General features: G+C 63.2%; 25 protein-coding genes. 10 read left to right on the top strand and 15 right to left on the bottom strand.

Going from position 1 to position 24,672, the window contains the following annotated elements:
- Positions 1–8 precede the first annotated feature (8 nt).
- On the top strand, positions 9–662 hold the full coding sequence (locus ASE85_RS21930; RefSeq protein ID WP_056694023.1) for an MOSC domain-containing protein: 654 nt from the start codon (positions 9–11) through the stop codon (positions 660–662).
- Positions 663–1,158: 496 nt separating this feature from the next.
- On the opposite strand, the gene ASE85_RS21925 is transcribed toward ASE85_RS21930, so the two are convergent.
- Positions 1,159–1,599 carry a hypothetical protein gene (locus ASE85_RS21925; protein WP_056694020.1) on the bottom strand — a complete coding sequence of 147 codons (441 nt, stop codon included), beginning with the start codon at positions 1,597–1,599 and terminating at the stop codon, positions 1,159–1,161.
- Between the two features lie 301 nt (positions 1,600–1,900).
- Complete coding sequence (locus ASE85_RS21920; protein ID WP_082462976.1) at positions 1,901–2,311, bottom strand: cupin domain-containing protein; 411 nt, start codon at positions 2,309–2,311, stop codon at positions 1,901–1,903.
- 76 nt (positions 2,312–2,387) lie between these two features.
- On the opposite strand from ASE85_RS21920, the gene rnr reads away from it, so the two are divergent.
- A complete protein-coding gene (gene rnr / locus ASE85_RS21915; RefSeq protein WP_056694019.1) occupies positions 2,388–4,736 on the top strand; it encodes a ribonuclease R in 2,349 nt (782 codons plus the stop codon).
- A gap of 78 nt (positions 4,737–4,814) precedes the next feature.
- Here rnr and ASE85_RS21910 read toward each other — a convergent pair whose 3' ends face one another.
- On the bottom strand, positions 4,815–5,270 hold the full coding sequence (locus ASE85_RS21910) for a universal stress protein (RefSeq protein ID WP_056694016.1): 456 nt from the start codon (positions 5,268–5,270) through the stop codon (positions 4,815–4,817).
- A gap of 182 nt (positions 5,271–5,452) precedes the next feature.
- Here ASE85_RS21910 and ASE85_RS21905 point away from each other — a divergent pair, with 182 nt between their 5' ends.
- From ASE85_RS21905 to ASE85_RS21890, 4 genes are read left to right on the top strand one after another with little or no spacing between them, the layout of a single operon-like run.
- Positions 5,453–6,760: a pyruvate dehydrogenase complex dihydrolipoamide acetyltransferase gene (locus tag ASE85_RS21905; RefSeq protein WP_056694013.1), complete on the top strand. Its 1,308-nt coding sequence runs from the start codon at positions 5,453–5,455 to the stop codon at positions 6,758–6,760.
- Complete coding sequence (locus ASE85_RS21900; RefSeq protein WP_056694010.1) at positions 6,760–7,176, top strand: acyl-CoA thioesterase; 417 nt, start codon at positions 6,760–6,762, stop codon at positions 7,174–7,176. The genes ASE85_RS21905 and ASE85_RS21900 overlap by 1 nt, the downstream gene beginning before the upstream one ends.
- A 17-nt stretch (positions 7,177–7,193) precedes the next feature.
- A complete protein-coding gene (gene lpdA, locus ASE85_RS21895; protein ID WP_056694007.1) occupies positions 7,194–8,591 on the top strand; it encodes a dihydrolipoyl dehydrogenase in 1,398 nt (465 codons plus the stop codon).
- On the top strand, positions 8,569–9,204 hold the full coding sequence (locus ASE85_RS21890; RefSeq protein WP_056694004.1) for a phosphatase PAP2 family protein: 636 nt from the start codon (positions 8,569–8,571) through the stop codon (positions 9,202–9,204). The genes lpdA and ASE85_RS21890 overlap by 23 nt, the downstream gene beginning before the upstream one ends.
- Here ASE85_RS21890 and ASE85_RS21885 read toward each other — a convergent pair.
- The 11 genes from ASE85_RS21885 to ASE85_RS21835 all read right to left on the bottom strand — a co-directional run bounded on the left by ASE85_RS21885 (position 9,184) and on the right by ASE85_RS21835 (position 18,386).
- A complete protein-coding gene (locus tag ASE85_RS21885) occupies positions 9,184–10,626 on the bottom strand; it encodes a DUF2142 domain-containing protein (protein ID WP_235523659.1) in 1,443 nt (480 codons plus the stop codon). The two genes, ASE85_RS21890 and ASE85_RS21885, sit on opposite strands and share 21 nt — an antisense overlap.
- A 166-nt stretch (positions 10,627–10,792) precedes the next feature.
- Entirely contained in the window at positions 10,793–11,734 is a 942-nt protein-coding gene (locus ASE85_RS21880) for a hemolysin family protein (RefSeq protein WP_056694000.1), read from the bottom strand.
- 8 nt (positions 11,735–11,742) lie between these two features.
- The gene (gene ybeY, locus ASE85_RS21875) at positions 11,743–12,255 is read right to left on the bottom strand and encodes an rRNA maturation RNase YbeY (RefSeq protein ID WP_056693997.1); all 513 of its coding nucleotides are present in this window, start codon (positions 12,253–12,255) and stop codon (positions 11,743–11,745) included.
- Positions 12,256–12,275: 20 nt separating this feature from the next.
- Complete coding sequence (locus tag ASE85_RS21870; RefSeq protein ID WP_056693994.1) at positions 12,276–13,280, bottom strand: PhoH family protein; 1,005 nt, start codon at positions 13,278–13,280, stop codon at positions 12,276–12,278.
- Between the two features lie 121 nt (positions 13,281–13,401).
- A complete protein-coding gene (gene miaB / locus ASE85_RS21865) occupies positions 13,402–14,751 on the bottom strand; it encodes a tRNA (N6-isopentenyl adenosine(37)-C2)-methylthiotransferase MiaB (protein WP_056693991.1) in 1,350 nt (449 codons plus the stop codon).
- Positions 14,752–14,759: 8 nt separating this feature from the next.
- A complete protein-coding gene (locus ASE85_RS21860; protein ID WP_056693988.1) occupies positions 14,760–15,518 on the bottom strand; it encodes a lysophospholipid acyltransferase family protein in 759 nt (252 codons plus the stop codon).
- Between the two features lie 6 nt (positions 15,519–15,524).
- On the bottom strand, positions 15,525–15,947 hold the full coding sequence (locus ASE85_RS21855) for a Fur family transcriptional regulator (protein ID WP_056693986.1): 423 nt from the start codon (positions 15,945–15,947) through the stop codon (positions 15,525–15,527).
- A gap of 122 nt (positions 15,948–16,069) precedes the next feature.
- Entirely contained in the window at positions 16,070–16,498 is a 429-nt protein-coding gene (locus ASE85_RS21850; protein WP_056693983.1) for a MucR family transcriptional regulator, read from the bottom strand.
- 112 nt (positions 16,499–16,610) lie between these two features.
- Positions 16,611–17,090 carry a GNAT family N-acetyltransferase gene (locus ASE85_RS21845; protein WP_056693980.1) on the bottom strand — a complete coding sequence of 160 codons (480 nt, stop codon included), beginning with the start codon at positions 17,088–17,090 and terminating at the stop codon, positions 16,611–16,613.
- Positions 17,087–17,713 carry a tRNA (adenosine(37)-N6)-threonylcarbamoyltransferase complex dimerization subunit type 1 TsaB gene (tsaB, locus tag ASE85_RS21840; protein WP_056693977.1) on the bottom strand — a complete coding sequence of 209 codons (627 nt, stop codon included), beginning with the start codon at positions 17,711–17,713 and terminating at the stop codon, positions 17,087–17,089. The genes ASE85_RS21845 and tsaB overlap by 4 nt, the downstream gene beginning before the upstream one ends.
- 97 nt (positions 17,714–17,810) lie before the next feature.
- Entirely contained in the window at positions 17,811–18,386 is a 576-nt protein-coding gene (locus ASE85_RS21835) for a NifU family protein (RefSeq protein WP_056694177.1), read from the bottom strand.
- A gap of 97 nt (positions 18,387–18,483) precedes the next feature.
- Here ASE85_RS21835 and ASE85_RS21830 point away from each other — a divergent pair, with 97 nt between their 5' ends.
- The 4 genes from ASE85_RS21830 to ASE85_RS21815 all read left to right on the top strand — a co-directional run bounded on the left by ASE85_RS21830 (position 18,484) and on the right by ASE85_RS21815 (position 24,458).
- A complete protein-coding gene (locus ASE85_RS21830) occupies positions 18,484–19,140 on the top strand; it encodes a DUF4328 domain-containing protein (RefSeq protein ID WP_082462975.1) in 657 nt (218 codons plus the stop codon).
- Between the two features lie 62 nt (positions 19,141–19,202).
- Positions 19,203–19,673 (top strand): pyridoxamine 5'-phosphate oxidase family protein, encoded by a 471-nt coding sequence (locus ASE85_RS21825; protein WP_056693971.1) that lies wholly within the window; start codon positions 19,203–19,205, stop codon positions 19,671–19,673.
- A gap of 300 nt (positions 19,674–19,973) precedes the next feature.
- Entirely contained in the window at positions 19,974–21,356 is a 1,383-nt protein-coding gene (locus tag ASE85_RS21820) for a DEAD/DEAH box helicase (RefSeq protein ID WP_056693968.1), read from the top strand.
- A 210-nt stretch (positions 21,357–21,566) separates the two neighbouring features.
- On the top strand, positions 21,567–24,458 hold the full coding sequence (locus ASE85_RS21815; RefSeq protein ID WP_056693965.1) for a M16 family metallopeptidase: 2,892 nt from the start codon (positions 21,567–21,569) through the stop codon (positions 24,456–24,458).
- 28 nt (positions 24,459–24,486) lie between these two features.
- On the opposite strand, the gene ASE85_RS23630 is transcribed toward ASE85_RS21815, so the two are convergent.
- Positions 24,487–24,645, bottom strand: a complete 159-nt coding sequence (locus tag ASE85_RS23630; RefSeq protein ID WP_200928432.1) for a hypothetical protein — start codon at positions 24,643–24,645, stop codon at positions 24,487–24,489.
- Positions 24,646–24,672 lie beyond the last annotated feature (27 nt).

Below are 24,672 nucleotides of genomic sequence, written 5' to 3'. Positions count from 1 at the left end.
ATGAGGCCATGACGACCCCTTCCATGACCATCGACGCGCTGCTGGTCGGCAGACCCATGCCCTTCCGCGGTGAAGATTACAGCGCCATCGCCAAGCAGCCGGTCGCAGGTCCGGTGCGCATCACATGGGAGGGTTTTGCCGATGACGCCGTCGCCGACCGCATCCATCATGGCGGTCTGGACAAGGCGATCCATCTCTATCCGCAGGACCATTATGGCTGGTGGCGGGCGCGCAAGCCCGACCACAGCCTGCTCGACGCGCCCGGTGCCTTTGGGGAAAATATCGCCTCGCGTGGCCTTACCGAAACCGAGATTTGCCTCGGCGATCGCTTCTCGCTGGGCAGCGCGATCGTGGAGGTCAGCCATGGCCGCCAGCCCTGCTGGAAACTCGACCACCGCTTCGGCGCGCGCGACATCATGGCCACCATCGTCAAGACCGCGCGCAGCGGCCTTTACCTGCGCGTCGTGCGGGAAGGAGAGGCCCAGACCGGCACCCGCATGGACCTGTTGGAACGCCCCTTACCCGACTGGCCGGTCGCTCGCGTCTTCCACCTGCTGATCGGCGGCGGCCACAAGCGCGACACGGACGGCGTCCGCGCCCTGGCCGATATGCCGGTCCTCGCCACCACCTGGCGAGAGCGTGCCCGCAAGCTGGCGGGATAGGGGCTGGAAACGACCATTTTTTGCCGTTCGCCAGCAATTTTATGAATGCCACTTGCGGACATTCCCTGTGCCGGTAAGCATTATGTAGTCCGCTTGCCAAACATAGAACCTTGGGAAATGGCAGAATGACAGTGCGCAGAGCAGCCTTGGTCGCCATTCCGGTTTGGGTTGGCCTCATGCTATTTGTCTTATTCGGGCTCTTAGCCCTAGGCCTACCGGCAGAAATTGGCTGGCCTGCCATAATCAAGCGAATGACAATAGGCGGCGCTATCGCTTATTTTGGTGTCACCCTCGCTGTTCTTCGTTTCTCCGATAGTCTCGCTCGCATCAAAACGCTCAAGAGGCGCTGAACTTTATACACACAGCCAACATCGACCATTTTTGGTCACTCAGCCAGATAATCCTGATCCTTGAAACCGGCCACTCCTTCAGGTGGCACGTCGAAGGCTGAATGACGAAATGTGGTGGGAAGCTGCCATTGACCCCGGCTCGACGTTCAAGCTCCAGACGTGCTCAGCATCACGCGCGGAGGACCGACGCTCACCACATCCACACAGTGATTTAGCGTGGTCAGCGACCAGTGCTCTAGTGGCCCTGGATATTCATCGTCGGCGAATGTGGTAGCGGAGACATACTGGAAGAACGCTGCGTCGAAGCGCCGTTCAAGCATCTTTCCTCGGGGCAACTCGTCATCCTCACTCTTCCAGAAGCTCTCGTTTCTGACTGCGTATGCGACGTAGTTGTCCCAACGTAGCTCGAAAGACCGGCTCTCGTCGGTCACAAGTATCGGCCGACCTTCACCCAAGTCGACACCGTCGATGTCGATCTTAGTCGGCTCGCCGAGCAGGCCCTCCGCCACTACGATCCGCAACTGGTTTTCGGACGGCTCTCCTATATCAGTGAGGTATAGGTTGAGCAGACCGTCGGGAAACTCCATCGGACACCTTCAAGCGATTTGTAAGCAAGCGTTGTTAGCTGGGTTTCCGTAACGTCCGCAATTGGGCGATTGCTGCCGAATGATTTATTGCCGCGCAGCGTCAGCTTTCGCCGGTAATCTCACCAAAAGCCGACCGTCGTAAATCCACCCATTCCTGTCCTACACACGCCCAATCATGCTAAACCACACGCCGTTCTTTCCCATCGTCCGGCCCCGTGCACCCACGCGAAACATAATTTCCAACATGTGCACGATAATGTCGAAATCTGCGGGAAATGTGCGAAGTTAAGCAGCGCACCTCCTATCGTGCCAGCGGTGCTTCCACCCGGTCACCATGGCTTTTGGGCGTCGATGTAACCAGTATCTCCACCGGCGCGGCGCTCCTGTTCTGCGCCTGATGCGGCACCCCCGGCGCGATCTCGATCCCTTGCCCCGCCGTCAGCCGATGCGTCCGGCCTGCTGCTTCCATCGTCAGTTCGCCAGCCAGCACGTAAAAGAATTGCCGCGCTTGCTCATGATGATGCCGCACTTCGGCCGCGCCCGGCTGGATGCGCTCTTCTATCACGGACAGGTCGTCGCGCTTCACCAGATGCCAGCCATCATTCACCCCGCCCCAGACATAATGGTCCGCGCCCGCCTTCTGCACAGGCTGTGGCGTCGGGGAGGAGGCGGCAACACTCGCGGCGGCGGCGATCAGGATCATGGCGTTCATGGCCCCTCCAACGAAGCGTCCCTGTCGCCCCGCCATAGCGCTGGTATCGCCGCCGCCGCGTCCCTATAGCTGGTCCATGGCATCGACCCACAAGAGCAAGACATCCGCCCCGGCCCGCACAAAGGTGCGCCCGGCCGGCTTCCCGACCCGCGACGAGGTGGTGGAATTCATCACGACGTCCGACCAGCCCGCCGGCAAGCGTGAAATCGCCAAGGCATTCGGTCTCAAAGGGCAGGAAAAGATCGCGCTCAAGGCGCTGCTCAAGGACATGGCGGACGAAGGGCTGATCGACCTCGGCCCCGCCCGCGCCTTCCACAAGATGGGCGGCGTGCCCAAGGTCACGGTGCTGCGCATCGTCGATGTGGATGACACGACCCTGATCGCTACCCCCGAACGGTGGGAAGCCGAAGGCCAGCCCGCGCCCCGGCTGCGCGTAGTCGAACGCGGCAAACGCGGTGCGCTGACGATCGGCGACCGCATCCTCGCCCGTACCGAGGAAGCCGGGCGCGGCTGGGTCGCGCACCCGATGAAGAAACTCGCCAAGGCCAGCGAGGAATTGCTGGGCGTGGTCGAGCAGATGGCCGACGGCAAGCTGTGGCTCCGCCCGGTCGACAAGCGCATCCGCAAGGATACGTTGATCAGCGACGTCGGCACCGCCAAGCCCGGCGACCTCGTGCTCGCCGAACCCCATGGACGCCCGCCGCGCATTTCCGCCCGCGTTACGGATATTCTCGGCGACCCCTTCGCCCCGCGCAGTTTCAGCCTGATCGCCATCCACAAACATGGCATCCCCCATGTCTTCCCGGATCGGGTGGAGGAGGAAGCGACCAAGGCATCGGCCCTGCCGCTGCATGAGGACAAGCGCGAGGATCTGCGCCATTTGCCGATCGTCGCCATCGACCCGTCAGACGCGCGCGACCATGACGACGCAGTCTGGGCCGCGCCGGACGAGGACGAGGGCAATGTCGGCGGCTACAAGGCGATCGTCGCCATCGCCGACGTCAGCTATTATGTCCGCCCCGGCAGCGCGCTGGACAAGGAAGCCCGCAAACGCGGCAACAGCGTCTATTTCCCCGATCAGGTCGTGCCGATGTTGCCGCACGAACTGTCGTCCGACATGTGTTCGCTGCGCGCCGGGCAGGATCGGGCGGCGATGGCCTGCCACCTCACCATCAACGCGCAGGGCAAGGTTACGGCCTGGCGCTTCACCCGCGCCGTGATCCGCGTTGCAGCGGTGCTGGCCTATGAAGATGCGCAGGCGGCGATCGACGGTACGCCCTCGGATGGCGCATTGAGCAACTCGCGCGAGCGGGCGGACGCATTGTTTGACGCCGCCCTCAAGCCGCTCTGGGCCTGCTGGGCGTTGTTGCAGAAGGCACGCAAGGCGCGCGATCCGCTGGCGCTCGACCTGCCCGAGCGGCGGGTGGTGCTGGACGAGTTTGGCAAGATCGTCAGCGTCGCCGTGCGCGAACGGCTCGACGCCCATATGCTGATCGAGGATTATATGATCGCGGCCAATGTCGCGGCGGCCAAGGCGCTGGAGGCGAAGAAGGCGCCGGTCATGTACCGCGTCCACGAAACGCCGGGCCGCGATAAACTGGTGGCGCTCAAGGAATATCTGGCGACCTTCGACATCGACTTCGCGCTGGGGCAGGTGATCCGCCCCGCGACCTTCAACGCCCTGATCCGCAAGGTCGGGGAGTCGGAGGAGAAGGAGCAGATCATGACCCAGATTCTGCGCAGCCAGACACAGGCCTATTATGCGCCACAGAATATGGGCCATTTCGGCCTCGCGCTGGGCAGCTATGCCCATTTCACCTCCCCCATTCGCCGCTATGCGGACCTTCTGGTTCACCGCGCGCTGGTCGGCGCCTATGGCCTCGATCTGCCCGCGCCAAAGGACAAGGCGATCCCGGACCGCTCCTCGCTCAGCCAGGATGATTATGAGAATATGGGGCTGGTCGGCGAGATGATCTCCGGCCATGAACGCCGCGCGATGGAGGCGGAGCGGGAGACGGTCGATCGCTATGTCGCCGCCTTCCTTGCCGCCCATGTCGGCGAAGTGGTCAAGGCGCGCATCACCGGCGTCCAGAATTTCGGATTCTTCGCCACCGTCGATGGGCTGGGCGGCGACGGGCTGGTGCCGGTATCGACCATGGGCGCTGAACATTTCTTCTACGACGAAGCCGGCAAGGCGTTGCAGGGCGTGGATAGCGGCGATCGCTACACGGTCGGTCAACGCCTCGAACTGCGTCTGGCGGAGGCAGACCCGATCAACGGTTCGCTACGCTTCGAACTGCCCGACAGTCCCGCGCCGCGCGGTGGACCGATGAAGCGGGACCGTACCCGCCCTGGCGTCGTCCATCGTGGACGCCCGAAGAATATCCGTCATATCGGCGCAAAGCGCGGCAAGCATAAGCGCTGAACCCGCCATTGCGAGCGCAGCGAAGCCATCCATGCGCGCATCGTGGATGGCTTCGCTGCGCTCGCAATGACGATTATATCAACTCAGCCGATCAATCGCGTCGCTGTCCAGTCCGCCCGGAATGATCATCAATGGGCAGGGCAGCTTGCCCGCATCCGCGCCGGCAAAGTGCGTCACCAGCTTGCCCGGATTGCCGCTCGCCGCCGCACCCAGCACGAGCGCCGCGACATCTTCCATCTCCTCCAGCGTGCCACGTACCACTGCGACGGCGTCGCCCTGTCGCACGGTGATGCTAGGACGGATGCCGGATTCATCGGTCAGCGTGCCGGCCGCGCTGGTCACCAGCGCTTCGGCGCGTTGCAACGCCTCATCCTCCATCGTCGCCTGCACGCCGCCCCACTGGACGAATTCAGCCGGCGGGATCAATGCCAGGATGCGGACGGCGCCACCCGTCTTGGCAGCGCGGCGCGCGGCGAAGCGCAGCGCGGTTTCGGCTTCGGGCGATTCGTCCACGACGACCAGATATGTCCGCACTTTTTATCGCTCCCGCATGCTATTTATGGCCCGATGTTTCTGCAAAAGGCACCATCTAACCATAGCGGTAAAATGCGAGCCTTAAAAGCGGGTCAGGCACGCCGTCGCTTGACCAAAGCGGCGAATGGGTGAAAACACGGCCCAACGACTATAGCCGTAAAGCCAAGAAGAGGCCCGAAAGCATGAGCAAGACGATCCAGATGCCCGCTTTGTCCCCGACGATGGAGGAAGGGACGCTGGCCAAATGGCTGGTCAAGGAAGGCGACACCGTGTCGTCGGGCGACCTGCTTGCCGAGATCGAAACCGACAAGGCGACGATGGAATTCGAGGCCGTGGATGAAGGCGTGATCGCCAAGATCCTGGTTTCGGAAGGCAGCGAAGGCGTGAAGGTCGGCACCGTCATTGCCATCATCGCCGAGGAAGGTGAAGACGTCGCGGCCGTCGCAGCCGGTGGTGGCAAGGCTGACGCCGCTCCGGCTCCCAAAGCGGACGTGACTGCCGAAAAGGCCGAGGCCGCCGCGCCCAAGGCCGACCCCGTTCCCGCCAAGGCCGCCGCAGCACCCGCCGTGTCGTCGGGCGACCGCATCAAGGCCAGCCCGCTGGCTCGCCGCCTTGCCGAAGCCAAGGGCATCGATCTTGCCAGCGTCACCGGCACCGGCACCAATGGCCGCGTCGTGAAGGCCGACATCGAAGGCGCCAAGGCTGGCGCCCCCGCCGCTGCTCCGACTGTCGCGCCCGCTGCTGCTGCCCCGGCCGCCGCAGCCCCAGCACCGGTCGCAGCCGCCGCGCAGGATTTCGGCATCCCGCACGAGGTCGTGAAGCTCAGCGGCATGCGCAAGACGATCGCCCGTCGCCTGACCGAATCCAAGCAGCAGGTGCCGCACATCTACCTGACCGTCGACATTCAGCTCGACAAGCTGCTCAAGCTGCGCGGCGAACTGAACGCCGGCCTTGAAAGCCGCAAGGTCAAGCTGTCGGTCAATGACCTGCTGATCAAGGCGCTGGGCGTAGCGCTGGAGCAGGTGCCCGAGTGCAACGTGCAGTTTGCGGGCGACCAGATGCTGCAATTCAAGCGCGCCGACATCAGCGTCGCCGTGTCGATCCCCGGCGGCCTGATCACGCCCATCGTCACCGACGCGGCGGGCAAGGGCGTCGCCTCCATTTCGACCGCGATGAAGGACCTGGCCACCCGCGCCAAGGACGGCAAGCTGAAGCCCGAGGAATATCAGGGCGGCACAGCGTCGCTCTCCAACATGGGCATGTTCGGCATCAAGCAGTTCGAAGCCGTCATCAACCCGCCCCAGGCCATGATCATGGCGATCGGTGCCGGTGAGAAGCGGCCGTACATTGTCGAGGATGCGGTCCAGATCGCGACCGTCATGTCGGCCACCGGCAGCTTCGACCATCGCGCGATCGACGGCGCCGACGGCGCCCGCCTGATGCAGGCGTTCAAGCAACTGATCGAAAACCCGATCGGCCTGCTCGCCTGATGGCCTATGTCGACGAAACCCCGCCGGATATCAGTCCGGCGGTGCGGGTCATCGCAATGCCGACCGACACCAATCCCTATGGGGATATTTTCGGTGGTTGGTTGATGAGCCTGATGGATTCGGCGGCTGGGTCCGTCGCCGCCCGGCACAGCCACGGCCGCGCCGTGACCATCGCGGTGGAAGGGATGACCTTCCTCCGCCCTGTCGTGGTCGGCGACGAGGTTTCGGTTTTTGCAACGCTCAAATCCGTCGGTCGCACGTCGATGAAAATCTATGTCGAGGCATGGCGCCGCGCGCGTCATGACGACCGTTCCTATCGCGTCACCCACGCGACCTTCAGCTTCGTGGCGATCGGTGAAGATCGCCAGCCCCGTTCCGTTCCGCCCCTGCCGACCGAAACCGGCGCGGCGAAGTAAGAATAGAGAGACTGACCATGGCTGAGAATTACGACGTCATCGTTCTGGGCTCCGGCCCCGGCGGCTATGTGGCTGCCATCCGTTCGGCCCAACTGGGCCTGAAAACCGCGATCGTGGAGCGCGAAAATCTCGGCGGCATCTGCCTCAACTGGGGCTGCATCCCGACCAAGGCGCTGCTGCGCTCGGCGGAAATCTTCCACTATATGCAGCATGCCAGCGATTATGGCTTGGCGGCCGAGAAGATCAGCGCCGACATCGCCGCCGTGGTGAAGCGGTCGCGCGGCGTCGCCAAGCAGCTCAATCAGGGCGTCACGCACCTGATGAAGAAGAACAAGATCACCGTCCATATGGGCGACGGCAAGCTGGTCGGCAAAGGCAAGCTGTCTGTTACGAAGGACGGCAAGACCGAAGAACTGACGGCCAAGAACATCGTTCTGGCCACCGGCGCACGCGCGCGCGACCTGCCCAACCTGCCTGCCGACGGCAAGCGTGTGTGGACCTACCGCCACGCCATGACCCCGGCGGAAATGCCGTCAAAGCTGCTGGTCATCGGATCGGGCGCGATCGGCATCGAATTTGCCAGCTTCTATAACGACATGGGCGCGGACGTCACCGTAGTCGAAATGATGGATCGCATCGTGCCGGTCGAGGATGCGGATGTGTCCGCTTTCCTGGAAAAGGCGCTCAAGAAGCAGGGCATGACCATCATGACCAAGGCCGCGATCGAAAAGATCGAAAATGGCGCGAAGGGCATAACCGCGACGATCAAGGACAAGGACGGCAAGTCTGCGACCGCCGAATATAGCCATGTCATCGTCGCCATCGGCATCGTACCGAACACGGCGGACATCGGCCTGAAGGAAGCGGGCATCGCCATGGACGATCGCGGATTCCTGAAGACCGATCCGACCTGCAAGACCAATGTCGACGGCGTCTGGGCCATCGGTGACATCACCGCGCCGCCATGGCTGGCGCACAAGGCCAGCCATGAAGGCGTGATCGTCGCCGAAGCCATTGCGGGCAAGCATCCCCACGCCATGGACCCGCGCAACATTCCAGGCTGCACCTACTGCCATCCGCAGATCGCCAGCGTGGGCCTGACCGAAGCCAAGGCGAAGGAAGCGGGTTACGAGGTGAAGGTCGGCATGTTCCCCTTCATCGGCAATGGCAAGGCGATCGCGCTGGGTGAGGCTGAAGGCTTCACCAAGACCGTTTTTGACGCCAAGACCGGCGAATTGCTGGGCGCGCACATGATCGGTGCGGAGGTCACGGAAATGATCCAGGGCTATACCATCGGCAAGACGCTGGAAACGACCGAAGCGGAGCTGATGCACACCGTGTTCCCGCATCCTACGATCAGCGAATCCATGCATGAAAGCGTGCTGGCGGCCTATGGGCGTGCGCTCCATATCTGATCGGCGCAAAGCTATGCTGAAAGGCGCGGGGGCTTTGGCTCTCGCGCTTTTTTGCGTGCTGGCGATTGCGCTCATGCAGCGTACGGGCTGGCTCGACGGGCTGAACATCGGACTGATGGAGCGGGCAGGGGCTGCGCGCGATAGCATTGTGGGACAGCATGTCACGCCCTGGATGCGGAGCGCCTCCGCGATCGGTGGAACGGCGGGCCGACTGATATTGCTGGCTCTGTCGCTGGGCGCGCTGTTCTGGGCCGGACGGCGAAAGGGGGCCTTGTGGCTGGCGGCGATGATGGCCGGTGGCACCGCGCTGAACCTGATCCTCAAACAGATATTCGCCGCACCGCGCCCCGACCTTTTGCCGCATCTGGACAATGTGCACACCTACAGTTTCCCCAGCGGGCATGCGGCAGGTAACATTATGTTCTTCGGTGCGCTGGCCCTGCTGATCGCGCGTCCCGCCGGCTATTGGGCGGCCGCCGCGATGATCGCGCTTATCGGCATCAGCCGCGTCTGGCTCGGCGTCCACTGGCCAAGCGACGTCACCGCCGGCTGGATCGAGGGGCTGGGCTGGCTCGCCTTCTGCCGCCTCTGGCTACCAGCGCGGCGAGGGTAGCAGGAGCGCGCGGCCGATACTGCCATGCGGCGGCATGCCGTCGCTGGTGATGAAGCCGTGGATCCAGAAACTGTCGAACACGGTCGCGGCGGCGATCGCGGCCAGCAGGATCGCGGCGATCGCGAACAATTTCTGCGCGCCTCGCACCGCATCCGCCGGAGACAGAGCGAGCAGCACCAGCGGCAGGATGGGCAGGAAATAGCGCCCCTGCGTCCCCTGGATATAGTCCGCGCCCAGCGGCGTCCCGGTCAGATACATGGCCGTTTCGATCAGCAAGGCAACGCCCGCCGCCATCGCCAGCCACCACAGGCGCTGGCCGATGCCAAAGCGCGCGCCGCTGCCATTGGCTATGCCGGTCCCCAGCATCAGCATGGCCAGCGGATATGCGACCAGCGGCAGCAGGATCGCATTCCAGCCGAACCGCCCGACGATCTGCAACGCATAGACGGGCGCTCGCTCCACCACGCTGCTGACAAGGATGCGGACATAGCCCAGTGGATCATGCAGCACGATTTTGAGCTGCTCGCCGAGCGGCGCGGTCATCATCGTCTCGCCCGTCCGGCGCGACTGGATATGGTACAGCGCCTGGCTGCCACCCGAATAGTGCATCCACCCGACAAAGGCGAAAGCGCCCAGCGCCATGGCGCCCAGGATCAGACCCGGCCGCAGATCGCGGCGATGTTGTTGCCAGCGCAAGCCCGCCGCCATCAGTGGCAGGTAGACTCCCTTGCACAGCGCCAGCAATGGGCCTGTCATCAGCAGGGCGGCCGATTGCGCCGGTGTGGCCGTCATGAACCCGGTCCGCAGCGCCAGTGCAAGCCCCAGAAAGCCCAGCCCGTTGATGACCGCGTCGGGGGACAGCGATCCGGTCTGATAGGCGAAGGTCGGCAGCAGCGCGGTCGCCAGCAGCGCGTTGCGCCCGAACGGCAATAGCCGCAACGCCGCGATCAGCAGTACCAGTCCCATCAGCGCATTGACCAGCCGCCCCACATAGAAAGCGTCGATCCAGGGCAGGCCGATCGCCTTGCCGAGCATCAACCCGGCCGCGCCCGGTGCATAGAGGCTAGGCGCATAGCTGGCGACATTGGGGAAATCGGCAAAGGCGGTGCCGGTCCGTCCCGCATCGGCCTGCGCACTATCGCCGATCTGCGCGCGCTCGAACCGGCGCGGCGTCGGCGGCACGTCGGTCGGGAAATCCACCGCATGAATGTCCAGCGCCGCGCGGGGCAGGTCGACGCCAATTGCATCGCCCATCTGCCGGGTCAGGACATCGCCCTGCATCAGCGCCAGCGCCTTCATATAATGCTGGTTCTCGTCCGGTGCCTGGAAGGGCGGGGTGATGATGGCGAAGAACAGGGTCGCGGCGCACAGAACCGACAGCAGCAACCTCTCGACCGGGGACCATGGCGCGGCGAACATCATATCCGCACTGCCACCGCTCTGAAATTTACTACGCTCGTTTCGCATGGCCTGCCATATGTATCGAAGGACGATTAAGCCCTATGTCTCAATGACAAGCTTTGCCCGCGCAGGCTTAACATTTCGCCTCTGTATCGAAAAATTGCCGATTAAAAGAGTGGTGGAGGGATTATTCCTCCACCTCTTCCCGTTCGACCGGCGGGTGCAGGCGCAGGCGGGTTACGCGACGGCCATCGCTGGCGACGATCTCCAGCTTCCAGCCGCTAGGTCCATGGTCGAGTATCTCGCCCGGTTCCGGCACGCGGCCAGCCAGCACGAAGGCAAGACCGCCCAGCGTATCGACATCCTCCTCGACCTCGCCCAGTTTCTCGTCGATCTCGTCCGCGACATCGTCCAGTTCGGCGCGGGCATCGGCGTCCCAAAGGCCGCCATCGAGTGGCACCAGCATGGCTTCGGGCGCATCGTCATGCTCATCTTCGACGTCGCCGACGATTTCCTCGACCAGATCCTCGAAGGTCAGCAACCCTTCCGTGCCCGAATATTCATCCAGCACGATGGCCAGATGCGTCCGCTTGGCGCGCATTTCGGCCAGCAGGTCGAGTGCGCCCATGCTCTCAGGCACATAGAGTGGCTGGCGGATCAACGGCTCCAGCGTTTCCGGCACCGGCGCTTTTCCCGCCAGGATGGCGAAGGCGTCGCGAATGTGGATCATGCCGACTATCGTATCAAGCGTCTCGCGATAGACCGGCACGCGGCTATGCCCGGCCTCGGCGAACAAAGCGGCGAGGTCGGCGAAGCTCGCCTTTTCCTCGATCGCGACGATGTCCGCGCGGGGCACGGCGACGTCATCGACCGTATGTTCGGAAAAATGGAGCAGGTTGCGCACCATCTGCCGCTCAATCGCGGACAGGTCGCCCTTGGCGGGCGGGGTGGCATTCTCGTCCTGCTCATCCTCGTCATATTCGTCGAGCGCTTCCTCCAGTTCCTTGCGGAGACTGGTTTCCTCGCCCTCGCCGAACAGAAGCGACTTGATGCCGCTCCATAATCCGCCCTCGTTGCTACTGTCCCCTTCTTTCGAAGCGGTGCCGTCCTTCGGACTGCCGTCAGCCATAATGTCCTTCAATCCCCTGTATTTCGATCCCCATAGGGATCGGACAAACCCATGCTCAAGAGCGCGGCTGTTTCCAGCGCTTCCATTGCTTCAGCTTCATTGTCGTCCATATGGTCATATCCAAGCAAATGAAAAGTCCCGTGGACGATCAGATGCGTGGCATGGTCGGCGACGGAAATACCTTTTTCCGTGGCTTCGGCGATGCAAACACCCTCCGCCAGCACGATATCGCCCAGCAAAACTTCGCCATCGTCGGTATTGGCCGTCGCCTGGAGCAGATCATCCTGCACCATCGGAAAGGACAGGACGTTGGTCGGCTTGTCCTTGTCGCGATAGGCGCGGTTCAGGCTATGGACTTCCTCGTCCGACGTCAGCTTGACCGCCACCTCATACAGGGTCTGGTCCGCTGCGAAGGCGGCATAGGGGCTGTGCGCGATGGCGCTGGCCACGGCGCGCTGGGCCAGAAACTCCCAGTCGATACCCGGCCAGCCTTCTTCATGGAGGACGGCAACTTCAATCATTTTGTTTCTTTCCGTGGAATTCAGGCATCTGGCCCCTCATAGGCCTGGACGATCCGCCCGACCACCGGATGGCGCACGACGTCGCCAATGCCGAACGGCACCATGGCGATGCCTTCCACCCCGTCCAGCCGCGCGACCGCGTCCGCCAGGCCCGATGTGCCCGGCTGCGGAAGGTCGACCTGCTTGGGGTCGCCGCAAATCACCATGCGGCTGCCTTCGCCGAAGCGGGTCAGGAACATCTTCATCTGCGCGATGGTGGTATTCTGCGCCTCGTCCAGCACGATGAAGGCGTTGGCCAGCGTCCGGCCGCGCATGAAGGCCAGCGGCGCGATCTCGATCTCGCCGCTCGCGATCCGCCGTTCCACCTGTTCGGCCGGCAACGTATCGTGTAGCGCATCGTAGATCGGGCGAAGATAGGGATCGACCTTTTCCTTCATGTCGCCCGGCAGGAAGCCCAGTTTCTCCCCGGCTTCCACGGCAGGGCGAGACAGGATCAGCCGGTCGACGCTGCCATTGATGAGCTGGCTCACCGCCTGCGCCACCGCCAGATAGGTCTTGCCGGTGCCTGCCGGACCCAGCGCGAAGATGATGTCGTTGCGGTTCAGCGCCTCCATATAGGTGACCTGCGTCGCGCTGCGCGGCACGATCGTCTTCTTGCGCGTGCGGATCATCACCTTGGGCGGTTCGGCGACATCGCTGCGGATGATGCCGTCCAGCGTCGGCTCGGATGACATGGCGATCACCGCCTCGACCGCGCCGGCGTCGATTTCCTGCCCCGCGACGATGCGATTATAGAGGCCGGTCATCACGTCCCGCGCGCGGTTGGCGGCGTGTGCTTCGCCCTCGATCTGCAACTTGTTGCCCCGCGCGGCAATATAGACGCCCAGCCTGTTTTCGATCGCGACCAGATTCTGGTCATATTGGCCAAACAGGGTGGTCAGCAGATGCGGTCGTTCGAAGACGACCTCCAGCCGTGCCCGCTCGGTAGCATCTTCGCGATGGTGGTGGTTCGGTTTCTTGCCCATGGTCAGCCCCCTGTTCCGTCCGTCATCCTCGCAAAGGCGAGTATCCATCTTCCGCCGTTCGATCCTGGTGGACAGGGGCGAAGATGAGTTCCTGCAAGCGCGGGAACGACGGTGTTTTGGTTCAAGCGGCCTTCCTCCTGCTAAGTTCGCCGGCCAGGCTGTTCGGGCCGGCAGTGATGATATCGACTTCAACCATGTCGCCGATATTAAGATCCGGCGCGGTCACGACGACCGACTGAAGCCAGGGCGACTTGCCGATCAACTGACCGGGATAGCGGCCCTTGCGCTCCAGCAGGATATCGGTGGTGCGCCCGACGGTGGCGGTGTTGAACGCCACCTGATGGCGATTGATGACGGCCTGAAGACGGGCGAGCCGATCGTCCATCACCGCCGCCGGGATATGGTGATCCATGTCGGCCGCCGGAGTGCCGGGACGGGGACTATATTTGAAGCTGTAGCATTGCGAATAGCGCACCTGCTCCACGATCTTCAGCGTATCTTCGAACTCCGCGTCCGTTTCGCCGGGGAAGCCGACGATGAAGTCACCCGACAGCGCAATGTCCGGCCGTGCCTCTCGCACCCGCTCGATGATGCGCAGATAGCTTTCGACGCTATGACTGCGGTTCATGGCTTTCAGGATACGGTCATTGCCCGATTGCACCGGCAGGTGCAGGAACGGCATCAGCTTGGGTTCGTCGCCATGCGCCGCGATCAGGCCGTCGCTCATGTCGTTGGGATGGCTGGTCGTATAGCGGATGCGCTTCAGGTCGCTGATCTTCGCCAGTTCGCGGGCAAGGCCGTCCATGCCCTGCATCCGGCCCTTGTCGTCCTCACCGGTCCAGGCGTTCACATTCTGGCCCAGCAGCGTGATTTCGCGCACGCCACCATCGACCAGCGCCTTGGCTTCGTCGATGATCGCGCCCCATGAACGGCTGATTTCCGCGCCGCGCGTATAGGGCACCACGCAATAAGTGCAGAATTTGTCGCAGCCTTCCATGATCGTCAGGAAAGCGGTCGGCCGGGCCTGCTTGGTACGGGCTGGCAAGGCGCCGAATTTGGACGCCAGGGGCATGTCCGTATCCACGGCTTCCTCCCCGCGTCCCACCTTGTCGATCAGGTCGGGCAGGCGGTGATAGGCCTGCGGGCCGACGACGATGTCGACATTGCGCGCCCGGCGCTGGATCTCGCTGCCTTCCGCCTGCGCGACGCAACCGGCGACTGCGATCATCGGACGACTGCCATCGTCGCGCACCATGCGGCCGATATCGGAATAGACCTTGTCCACCGCCTTTTCGCGAATGTGGCACGTGTTCAGGATGACCAGATCGGCATCGGCGCCATCGGCCGCGGCGGTCATGCCGCGCGTGCCCAGCATCTCGGCCATGCGCTCGCCATCATAGACGTTCATCTGGCAGCCGAAGGATTTGACGTGGAAAGTCGCTGGAGTCTTTGGGGCGTCGGTACGATTCATCCTAGCCGCTATACAGGCGGAGCCGCGCAAGCGGAAGGGTGCTGATGCGCGGATATGCTCTGGCCAATCCGTTCATGCGCCATGGCGGCGATGACCTTGCGGTCGGCGCAGGCGGCAGGGTCGAACGGCGGCAGGAAGCGCAGCGTCACGACCAGCGGCCCCTTGCGACCCAATACCCGTTTCGCATTGGCGCCGGCCGCCTCATCGCCATGCCATGCGATGGCGGCGGTATCCGCGCCATAATCGATGTGTAGCGGCTGGATCATCACCGCGCGGGGCGGTGGCAACAATACCGCCAGCAGGGACGGCTTGAACGGCAGCAAGCCGCTGCCGTCGCTCGTCGTGCCTTCGGGGAAGAGCGCCACGGGCTGATGCCCCAGCAGCGCCGCGCGCAACGCATCCAGCTGGCCCGACAGCGCGCCGCGCCGTTCACGGGCGACGAACAGCGTGTTGTTCTGCGCTGCCAGCCAGCCGATCACCGGCCAGCGGGCCACCCCGTCATGGGAAACGAAGGCGGCACCGGTTGCACCGCCCAGCGCCAATATGTCGATCCAGCTGACATGGTTGGCGAGCAGGACCATGTCGCCGGCATGCGGGTGTCCGGCTATCTCGACCCTTGCGCCGACGGACCGGGCAGCAAGCGCCAGGAAGCGGCGCGGCCATGGGGAAGGGCGGCGCATGATGCGCCACAGCAGATGGGGAAGAAGGCAGATCAGCAGGCTGCCGGCCAGCGCCGCCAACCGCAACAGGCGACGGATGCTGGCCAAACTCGATCAGTCCTTGCGGTCGAGCGCGACGCCGTACAGTTCCATGCGGTGGTCGACCAGGCGGAAGCCCAGCTTCTCGGCAATCTGTTTCTGGAGCAATTCCAGTTCGGGATCGACGAACTCGATGACATTGCCTGTCTCGACGTCGATCAAATGGTCATGATGCGATTCCGGTGCCGCTTCATAGCGGGCGCGGCCGTCACCGAAGTCATGACGATCCAGAATGCCGGCTTCCTCGAACAGGCGCACGGTGCGATATACCGTCGCGATCGAGATGCCGGGGTCGATAGCGGCGGACCGTTTGTGCAGTTCCTCGACATCGGGGTGATCAGTGGCGTCGCTCAACACCTGGGCGATGACGCGGCGCTGTTCGGTGATGCGCAGCCCTTTTTCGTGACACAGGGCTTCGACGTCGATTTTGCGGTTCATGCAGGCTCGCTTGATTGCTTTTGCGAAGGGTGGAGCAAAGCCTAGCGGCTTTTCCCCAAACAGGAAAGGGGCGCGTCGGCGACGCGCCCCTTTCCGTCAGACGACAGTCTTTGGCTAGCCGATTACTTGGCGGCCCGACCGGTACGACGACGCTTGGTACCCAGGCCGATCTTCTTCGCCAGATTGCGGCGCTGTTCGGCATAATTGGGGGCGACCATCGGATAGTCGGCCGGCAGGCCCCACTTGGCGCGATAATCATCCGGCGTCATCTGATAATGGGTCATCAGGTGGCGCTTCAGCATCTTGAGCTTCTTGCCGTCTTCCAGGCAGATGATGTAGTCGGGCTTGATCGACGAACGCACCGAAACGGCGGGTTCCGGCTTCACTTCCGGCACGGGTGCGGGCTGGCTGAGGCTGGAAAGCGCGGCATGTACATTCTGGATCAGCGTAGACACATCCGAGACAGCTACGCTGTTGTTGGAGACGTGGGCAGCGACAATGTCCGACGTCAAAGTAATGAGCAGCTCGCTCTGGGCCGATTCGGTTTCCATTTTACCGTTTCCTACAAGGCTATATTGTTGTGCGACCCGCCCGAGGAATTTGTTTCAGGAGCGGTATATGTTCGCTAGACCTTGCCACAGGATTTCGCAAGGGCCTATTGTATCAACTCAGCATGTCGATGCGGAAACTCAGCGCATCATGAAGTTGACCGTCATTACCGCGATAGTAACCGGGGCGACGATGCACATATTCGAATCCTGTTTTCTCGTATAGTTTGACGGCCTTATTTGTCGAACGCACTTCCAGGTTCATGGAAGTGATGCTTCTGCGCCGTGCGGTGTGCAGACTGTGTCGTAACAGCGTTTCGCCGACGCCGCGTCCGCGCCAGATCGGATCGACCGCCAGCAGCAGCAATTCGCATTCGTCCAGCACCGACCGTACCAGAGCGAAGCCCAGTGGTGCGGCATCCAGTCGCGCAACCGTCAGCCATGTGCCGGGCATCAACATCACCCCGGATAGTTGGGACAGCGTCCAGGCCTCGCCATAGACGGGATCGAAGGCGCGGACCATGACATCCATCGTGTCACCCAGCGCATTGCGCTCGCCGTCGTCATAGGTGTCGAGTTGCACGGCCGGGATCATGACGCCGCGCGTTCTGCGATCGTCTTTGCGTCGGCGCCACGTCCGTAGATCGGGCTGGGCGGCAATGGCTCCAGCCCCGCGATCAGGCCATAGTCCGCCGCATCGGGATAAAGGCTGACGGCCGTGCCGCCACCACGCGCTGTCACCAGCGCCTCTGCGCCGGTGCCATATAAAAGGTCGGCGCAGAGCGTCGTCGCCAGTTCGGCGATCGGCGTGGAGGTAATGGCGCTGGTCGCGCACAACCCGTCCGCAGCGAAGCATTGCCAGAACAATTCGCCATGGCCGCCCGTGATGGTCACGGCGATCGGTCCGTCGCCATGTGCCTGTGCTGCCTTGGCGGCGATCATGGCAGGCGCGCTGTACCCGTATAGCGGAATCGACCAGGCCAGCGCCAGGGCGCGGGCCGCGGCGATGCCGATCCGTACGCCGGTGAAACTGCCCGGTCCCACGTCCACCGCAATCGCGTCGGCACGGCCGCCATCCGGCAGCGCGGCGATGGCCGGAAGCAGGGCTTCGGCATGGCCGCGCCCGACGACTTCGTGAAAGCGTCCGATAGGCACCCCATGTTCCAGCAGCGCGACGGACAGGGCCTGGGTGGCGGTGTCGATCACCAAAAGGCGCAAACGAAACTCCCCTTACGCATCCACATCCTATGGATTCGTCCTGCGGTTAGTCCATCCGCCGGGATTTGCCAAATGTCGCGCGGTGCGAAACGGTCGATCAGACCGCGCGCACCTCGGTCACTTCGGGCACATAATGTTTGAGCAACTGCTCGATGCCGTTCTTGAGCGTCGCGCTGGACGAAGGGCAGCCCGAGCAGGCACCCTGCATCTGGAGATAGACGGTGCCCTTGTCGAAACCGCGATAGACGATGTCGCCGCCGTCATTCGCCACGGCGGGGCGAACGCGGGTGTCGATGAGGTCGCGGATCTGCTCGATGATCTCGGCATCTTCCGGATCATCGGCGAAACTGGAGTCTTCGGCGGGGACGGTGATGCCGGACGCGCTGCCGGGGGTAAACAAGGGCATGTTCGCCGAGAAATGCTCCAGCAGAGTCGCCAGGACATCGGGCTTCACGTCGGACCATTCCGCGCCGGGCGCGATCGTGACCGACACGAAGTGGCTGCCAAAGAAGACGCCGGTCACATCGCCCAGCCCGAACAGTGCATCCGCCAGCGGAGAGGCTTCGGCATCCTCGGGCGTAGCGAAATCGCGCGTACCAGCGCCCATGACCTCGCGGCCGGGCAGGAATTTGATGGTCGCCGGATTGGGCGTCAGTTCGGTTTCGATCAGCATGGGCTCCATGTGGCGATGCCAGTGGAAGAGATCAAGCGTGTCACTTGCCGTGCCTGCATTTTCCGGCAAGGCTGTCCGGGTGGAAGAGGGGGACTGAATGCGTGATTTAGAGACTGCCGGGGGTGCGCGGACGAAGTGGTTGGGGGCTTTGTTATGCCTGTTCATCCTGATCGAAGGCGCGACGGCGATATCGCGGGCTTTTACCATTGCATTATTGTCGGGGGTGCGTGCCGGCGTCGGTGTCGATCCGGCTGCGGCTCAGGCCGATGACGATCGCACGGCGCTTCTGGCGGTCGTTTACCTTCTGATATTGCTGGTGACGATGATTGCCTATTGCCTGTGGCTCCGCCGTGCGTCGCACAGGGCGCATGCCGTGAGCGGCGGCAATATGGGAACCACGCCCGGATGGGCCATCGGCTGGCATTTCGTGCCGTTCGCCAATCTGGTCATGCCCTTTCGGACGATGGTGGAAATCTGGAAAGTCAGCGCCAATCCCCATGATCCCGAAGCGGTGCTCTGGCCGGAAGCGCTTCTGCGCGGTTGGTGGGGGCTATGGCTTGCGGGAAATTTTGCCGCCAATATCGCTTGGCGGTTCAATGATCCCGACCATCTTGATCTTCTCATCTTCGCGCAATGGCTGGACATGTTTTCGTCCCTGTTCGCGATCGGGGCGGGTGCATTGCTGATGGTCATCGTGCGTCGCATCGAAAAATTACAGGGGGAATCGCAGCGGGTGATGATGGTATTCGCCTGATCCATGTCGGAACTTCGGCGCGTTCCAGCCATTGAACCAGCAAACCGCAACAGGAGAGTTTCATGGCCGACGACACCGATATTCGCGACCGTTTCTGGGCCGAACTGTCGGCCAGTCCCTTCCTCATGATGGGGCTGAGCCACAGCACGGAGCATAGCCTGCCGATGACGGCACAACTCGATCCGAAGGCCGATCATTGCTTCTGGTTCTACACATCGCGCGACAACAGGCTGGCGCCCGGCGGCCCGGCCATGGCGCAATTCGCGGCGAAGGATCATAATCTCTTCGCCTGTATCGAAGGGGCGCTTGCGCCGGAAACCGATCCCGCGATCATCGACCGCTACTGGTCTAAGGAAGTGGAAGCCTGGTACCCTGAAGGACGCGACGATCCCAATCTGTTGATGCTGCGCTTCGATCTTGGCAACGCTGAAATCTGGCGGTCCGACATGTCGCTGAAGGGCGTGTTCAAGATGCTGTTCGGCGGCGATGTCCGTGACGAGATGAAGGGCAAGCATGCCGAAGTGGCGCTCTGACGCCATATCCGATTAAAGGGCGGCCGCGCATTTATGCGCGGCCGCTTGCTATTTGCATGCAACTTCGCCATATGCGTTGCAGCGCAGCAGACGGACCGCGTCGGTCCCCTAGCGATTGGCAGCGTGATCGTCCGCAATCCCAAGTGACCATCAGGTCAGGCGAGGACCACGGACCGGCCAATGAGAGTCTGCGCCGAGCTTGAGGCTTCCCTTTTCACGCGGGTCGTTTCGTAACCCGCCTCGCGCCCTTCCTGCGTCCGCAGAGCAAGTTGGCGCATGGCCCACTTGTGAGTTTTCCAAATGCAATTCAACGAACTTGGTCTCGCCGAGCCCATCATGAAGGCGCTCGCCTCCAAAAATTACGTCACCCCGACCCCGATCCAGCAAAAGGCGATCCCCGTCCTGCTGGAAGGCCGCGATCTGTGCGGCATCGCCCAGACCGGTACGGGCAAGACGGCGGCCTTCGCGCTGCCCAGCCTCGATTATTTCGCCCGCAATCCCAAGCCGACCCCGATCAAGGGCTGCCGCATGCTGGTCCTGGCCCCGACCCGCGAACTCGCCGCGCAGATCGCGCAGAGCTTCCGCGATTATGGCCGCTTCCTGAAGCTGTCGGTCGAAACCGTGTTCGGCGGCGTGCCGATCGGCAAGCAGATCCGCGCCCTGTCGGCCGGCGTCGACATCGTCGTCGCGACGCCCGGCCGCCTGCTCGACCTGATCGACCAGCGCGCCTTCACCATCAAGGACACGGAAATCTTCGTCCTCGACGAAGCGGACCAGATGATGGACATGGGCTTCATCCATCCCCTGAAGCGCGTCGCCAAGATGCTGCCGCAGGATCGCCAGAATCTCTTCTTCTCGGCCACCATGCCCAAGGAGATCGAAGCGCTCGCCGCGCAGTTCCTGAACGATCCGGTCAAGGTCAGCGTCGCCCCGCAATCGACTACGGCAGAGCGCGTGCGTCAGCAGGCGACCTTCGTCAATCAGGCGGAAAAGCAGGCGTTGCTGCACATCGTCCTCAAGAATGAGGATATCGACCGCGCGCTCATCTTCACCCGCACCAAGCATGGTGCCGACCGCGTCGTGCGTTTCCTGGAAGGTGCAGGCATCGATGCCTTCGCCATCCATGGCAACAAGAGCCAGGGCCAGCGCACCACCGCGCTTCAGGCGTTTCGTCAGGGCAAGGTGAAGTTGCTGGTCGCGACCGACATCGCCGCGCGCGGCATCGACGTGTCGGGCGTCAGCCACGTCATCAACTTCGAAATCCCCAACGTCCCCGAACAATATGTCCACCGCATCGGCCGCACCGCGCGCGCGGGTGCCGAGGGCGTAGCGATCAGCTTCGTGGCGGATGATGAACGGCCTTATCTCAAGGCCATCGAGCGTGCGACGCGCGTGAAGCTGGAAATCGAGCCGCTGCCGGAGAATTTCATGGAAGCGGTCCGCAACCTGCCCAAGCCCGCCGCGCCCAAGAAGGGACCGAGCCAGACGCCGCAGCAGCAGGCGCGTCGCGCCGATGGCCAGCGTCGCTATCAGGACGGCCAGAAGCAGCAGCGTGGCGCGCCCGACCGCGCCCATCGCGCCGATGCGGAAGGCGGCGAAAAGCGGCCCTTCCGTCGTCCCCGCAAGCCGGGTGGCGTGGGCGCGCACAAGAGCGCCGTCCAGCGTACCGGCGCACCGCGCTGATATAAAAAGACGGTTAAAAAAGGGGAGGGGCCTGCGCTGCGGCCTCTCCCTTTTCTGTGTCATGGCTGGAAAGCCCGCCCATCAGCGATAAACCTTTCTCCCTCCGACAGGCTCAGCCCGAACGGGTCAGGAATGGCGCGGTCTCGCAAACCCGGATATGACCGCTTTGTCAGTAGTCATTCATAAAAATGCCGCTAGGCTCCCATGCCTATGCGCTTTTCCCCCCGCCGTTCGGCCGCTTCGCTCTCTGTCCTTGCCTTGCTTCTGTCGGGAGCGCCGCTTGCGGCCCGGACCGACAATGCTCCTGCCGCCGCCACGCAGGGCGCGCCTGTCGGTCAGGCCCAGGTGCGGCCGTGGCTTTATGAAAATAGCGACGTGCCGATCGATCCCGCCTGGCATTTCGGTACGCTTCCCAACGGCCTGCGTTACGCCGTCCGCCGCAATGGCGTGCCGCCGGGGCAGGTGTCGATGCGTCTGCGGGTCGATGCCGGTTCCTTGATGGAGCGGCCCGAGGAACTGGGTTACGCGCATTTTATCGAACATCTTTCGATGCGTGGTTCGCGCCATGTGCCGGACGGCGAATCCAAACGTATCTGGCAGCGCCTTGGCGTCACCTTCGGCAGCGACAGCAATGCAGCGACGACCCCGACCGGCACCACCTATGCGCTCGACCTGCCGCAGGCGACGCCCGCCAGCCTTGCCGAAAGCATGAAGATCATCGCCGGCATGATGACCGATCCCAATATCGTGGATAGCGCCGTTGACGCGGAACGGGCGGTTGTGCTGGCTGAGCGGCGCGAGAGCGACGGGCCGCAAATGCGCATGTCCGACGCAAGCCGCCTCCATTTCTTCGCAGGCCAGCCGCTGGCCGACCATGCGCCGATCGGCACCGTGGCGACGCTGACGGCCGCCACCGCAGCCAAGGTGGAGGCCTTCCACCAACGCTGGTATCGCCCGGAAAATACCGTGATCGCGATTGCCGGCGATATCGACCCGGCGCAGGCCGAACAGTTGATCAAGGATCATTTCGGCAACTGGACTGTGCCCGGCAAGGGCGCGCCCTTGCCCGATTTCGGTGCGCCCGATCCCAAGTTGCCGGCTACCCGCGTTGTGGTGGAACCGGGGGTGCCGCTTGGCCTGACGCTCGCCTGGCTGCGTCCCTGGACGCCCCATGCCGACACGATCCTATACAATCAGGACAAACTGACCGACATGCTGGCGTTGCAGATCATCAGCCGCCGGCTGGAGCAGGCGGCGCGGGGCGGGGGCAGCTTCCTTCAGGCCGGGGTTGAGCAGCAGGATGTCAGCCGTTCCGTCGACGGCACCTTCATGACCATCATCCCGACCGGCGAGAATTGGGAGAAGGCGCTGGCCGACGTCCGTGCCGTGGTGGAGGACGCAAAAGCTGCGCCGCCCAGCCAGGCCGAAATCGACCGCGAATATGCGCAAATGGACACCGCGCTCTCCATCCAGGTCGAAAATGCGGACACTGAACCGGGGGCCAAGCAGGCCAGCGACCTCGTCAGCGCCGTCGATATCCGCGAAACCACGGTCAGCCCGGACGCAGCCGTCGAGATATTCCGCGCGGGCAAGCCGGCGATGACGCCACAGAAAATCCTCGACTCCACTCGTCGCCTCTTCTCCGCCGGCGTTTTCCGCGCGCTCTTGGTGACGGGCAAGGTCCAGCCCGGCCTCGACGCGAAGCTGGCCGCCGCCGTTGCGGCCCCGGTCAAGGCTGCCACCAATGCGCGGCTGGCGGACAAGGCGGTCACGATGGACGACCTGCCCAAACTTGGCCCGCCCGGTACCGTCGTATCCCGCACGCCGGTCGCCTTGCAGGGGATGGAAAGCATCACTTTCTCCAACGGCGTCAAGCTGACGCTCTTTGCCAATGATGCGGAGACGGAAAAGGTGCGGATCAACGTCCGGTTCGGCCATGGTCAGCAGGCCTTCTCGCCGACCAGGCCAGTGCCGAGTTGGGCCGCTGACTATGCGCTGGTCGCCAGTGGCATCGGCAAGCTGGGCCAGCGCGAACTGGACGACCTGACCAATGGCCGTCGCATGGGCATGGATTTCGATACGGACGATGATGCCTTTGAAATGCAGGTGGTGACGCGCCCGGCCGACTATAAGGACCAGTTGCGCCTGTTCGCGACCAAACTGGCGGCACCCGGCTGGGATCCCGCGCCACTCGCGCGGGTCAAGACCGGCGCGACAGTTGCCTACGACGCCATGTCGCGTTCGCCGGATTCGGTGCTGGGGCGCGACCTCAACTGGCTGCTGCATGACAAGGATGTGCGGTTCCGCACCCCGTCCCGCGAGGAGATTGACGGGCTGACGCCGCAGGCGTTCCGCGCGACCTGGGAGCCGATCCTCGCCTCCGGGCCGATCGAGGTGCAGATCTTCGGCCAGGTGAAGGCCGACGATGCGATCCAGGCGGTCGCGGCCACGTTCGGCGCGCTGCCCGCTCGCCCCGACGTGCCAGTGCCAGCCGCGAACAAGGCGATGCGCTTCCCGGCTCATGTCGAAAAGCCGGTCGTGTTGCGGCACAAGGGCGACAAGGAACAGGCAGCCGCCGTCATGGCCTGGCCGACCGCCGGCGGCTTTGACCTGCAAAAGGAAGGGCGCCAGCTCGAAATATTGACGCAGATTTTCAACGATCGTCTGTTCGACAAGCTGCGTTCGACCGAAGGTGCCGCCTATTCGCCCAGCGTCCAGAACAACTGGCCGTTCTCCTATGAAAGTGGCGGCTATATCCTCGTCACCAGCCAGGTGCGGCCCGACCGGATCGCCTATTTCTATGGCGTGGTGAAGGATACGGCGGCAGACCTCGCGAAAACGCCGGTCAGCGACGATGAATTGCAACGTGCGGTTGCGCCGATGCGCCAACTGCTGATGCGCGCCAGCACTGGAAATGCCTTCTGGATGAACCAGATGGAGGGGGCGACCCACGACGCCCGCTATGTCGAAGCGATGAAGAACATGTCGCAGGATATGCTGAGCGTGACGCCGGCTCAGTTGCAGGCCCTCGCAGCCAAATATCTGGTGCCGGGCAAGAGCTGGTCGGCTGTCGTCCTGCCCGAAGGAGGGGCGGCGCGCTGATGGTGCAGGGAAGCGCCGCCCTTTCTCGTCAGGCGGGCTGCGGCGCTTCCATCAATTGTTCGTACAGGCGGACATATTCCAGATGCAGGTCACGGATATTCGGATCGCTGGACTGCGCAGCAAGCTGACGGTTGCGCTCCATCCGCGCTTCAAAATAAGCGCGGTCGAAACTCGCTTCTATCTGCATGAAATGCCTCTCAAAAAACTTATGCAG

Origin of the sequence: Sphingobium sp. Leaf26 (assembly GCF_001421665.1) — a bacterium.
Lineage (GTDB): Bacteria > Pseudomonadota > Alphaproteobacteria > Sphingomonadales > Sphingomonadaceae > Sphingobium.
Note: the sequence above shows the minus strand (reverse complement) of the source record. Positions and strands in the feature narration are given on the sequence as shown.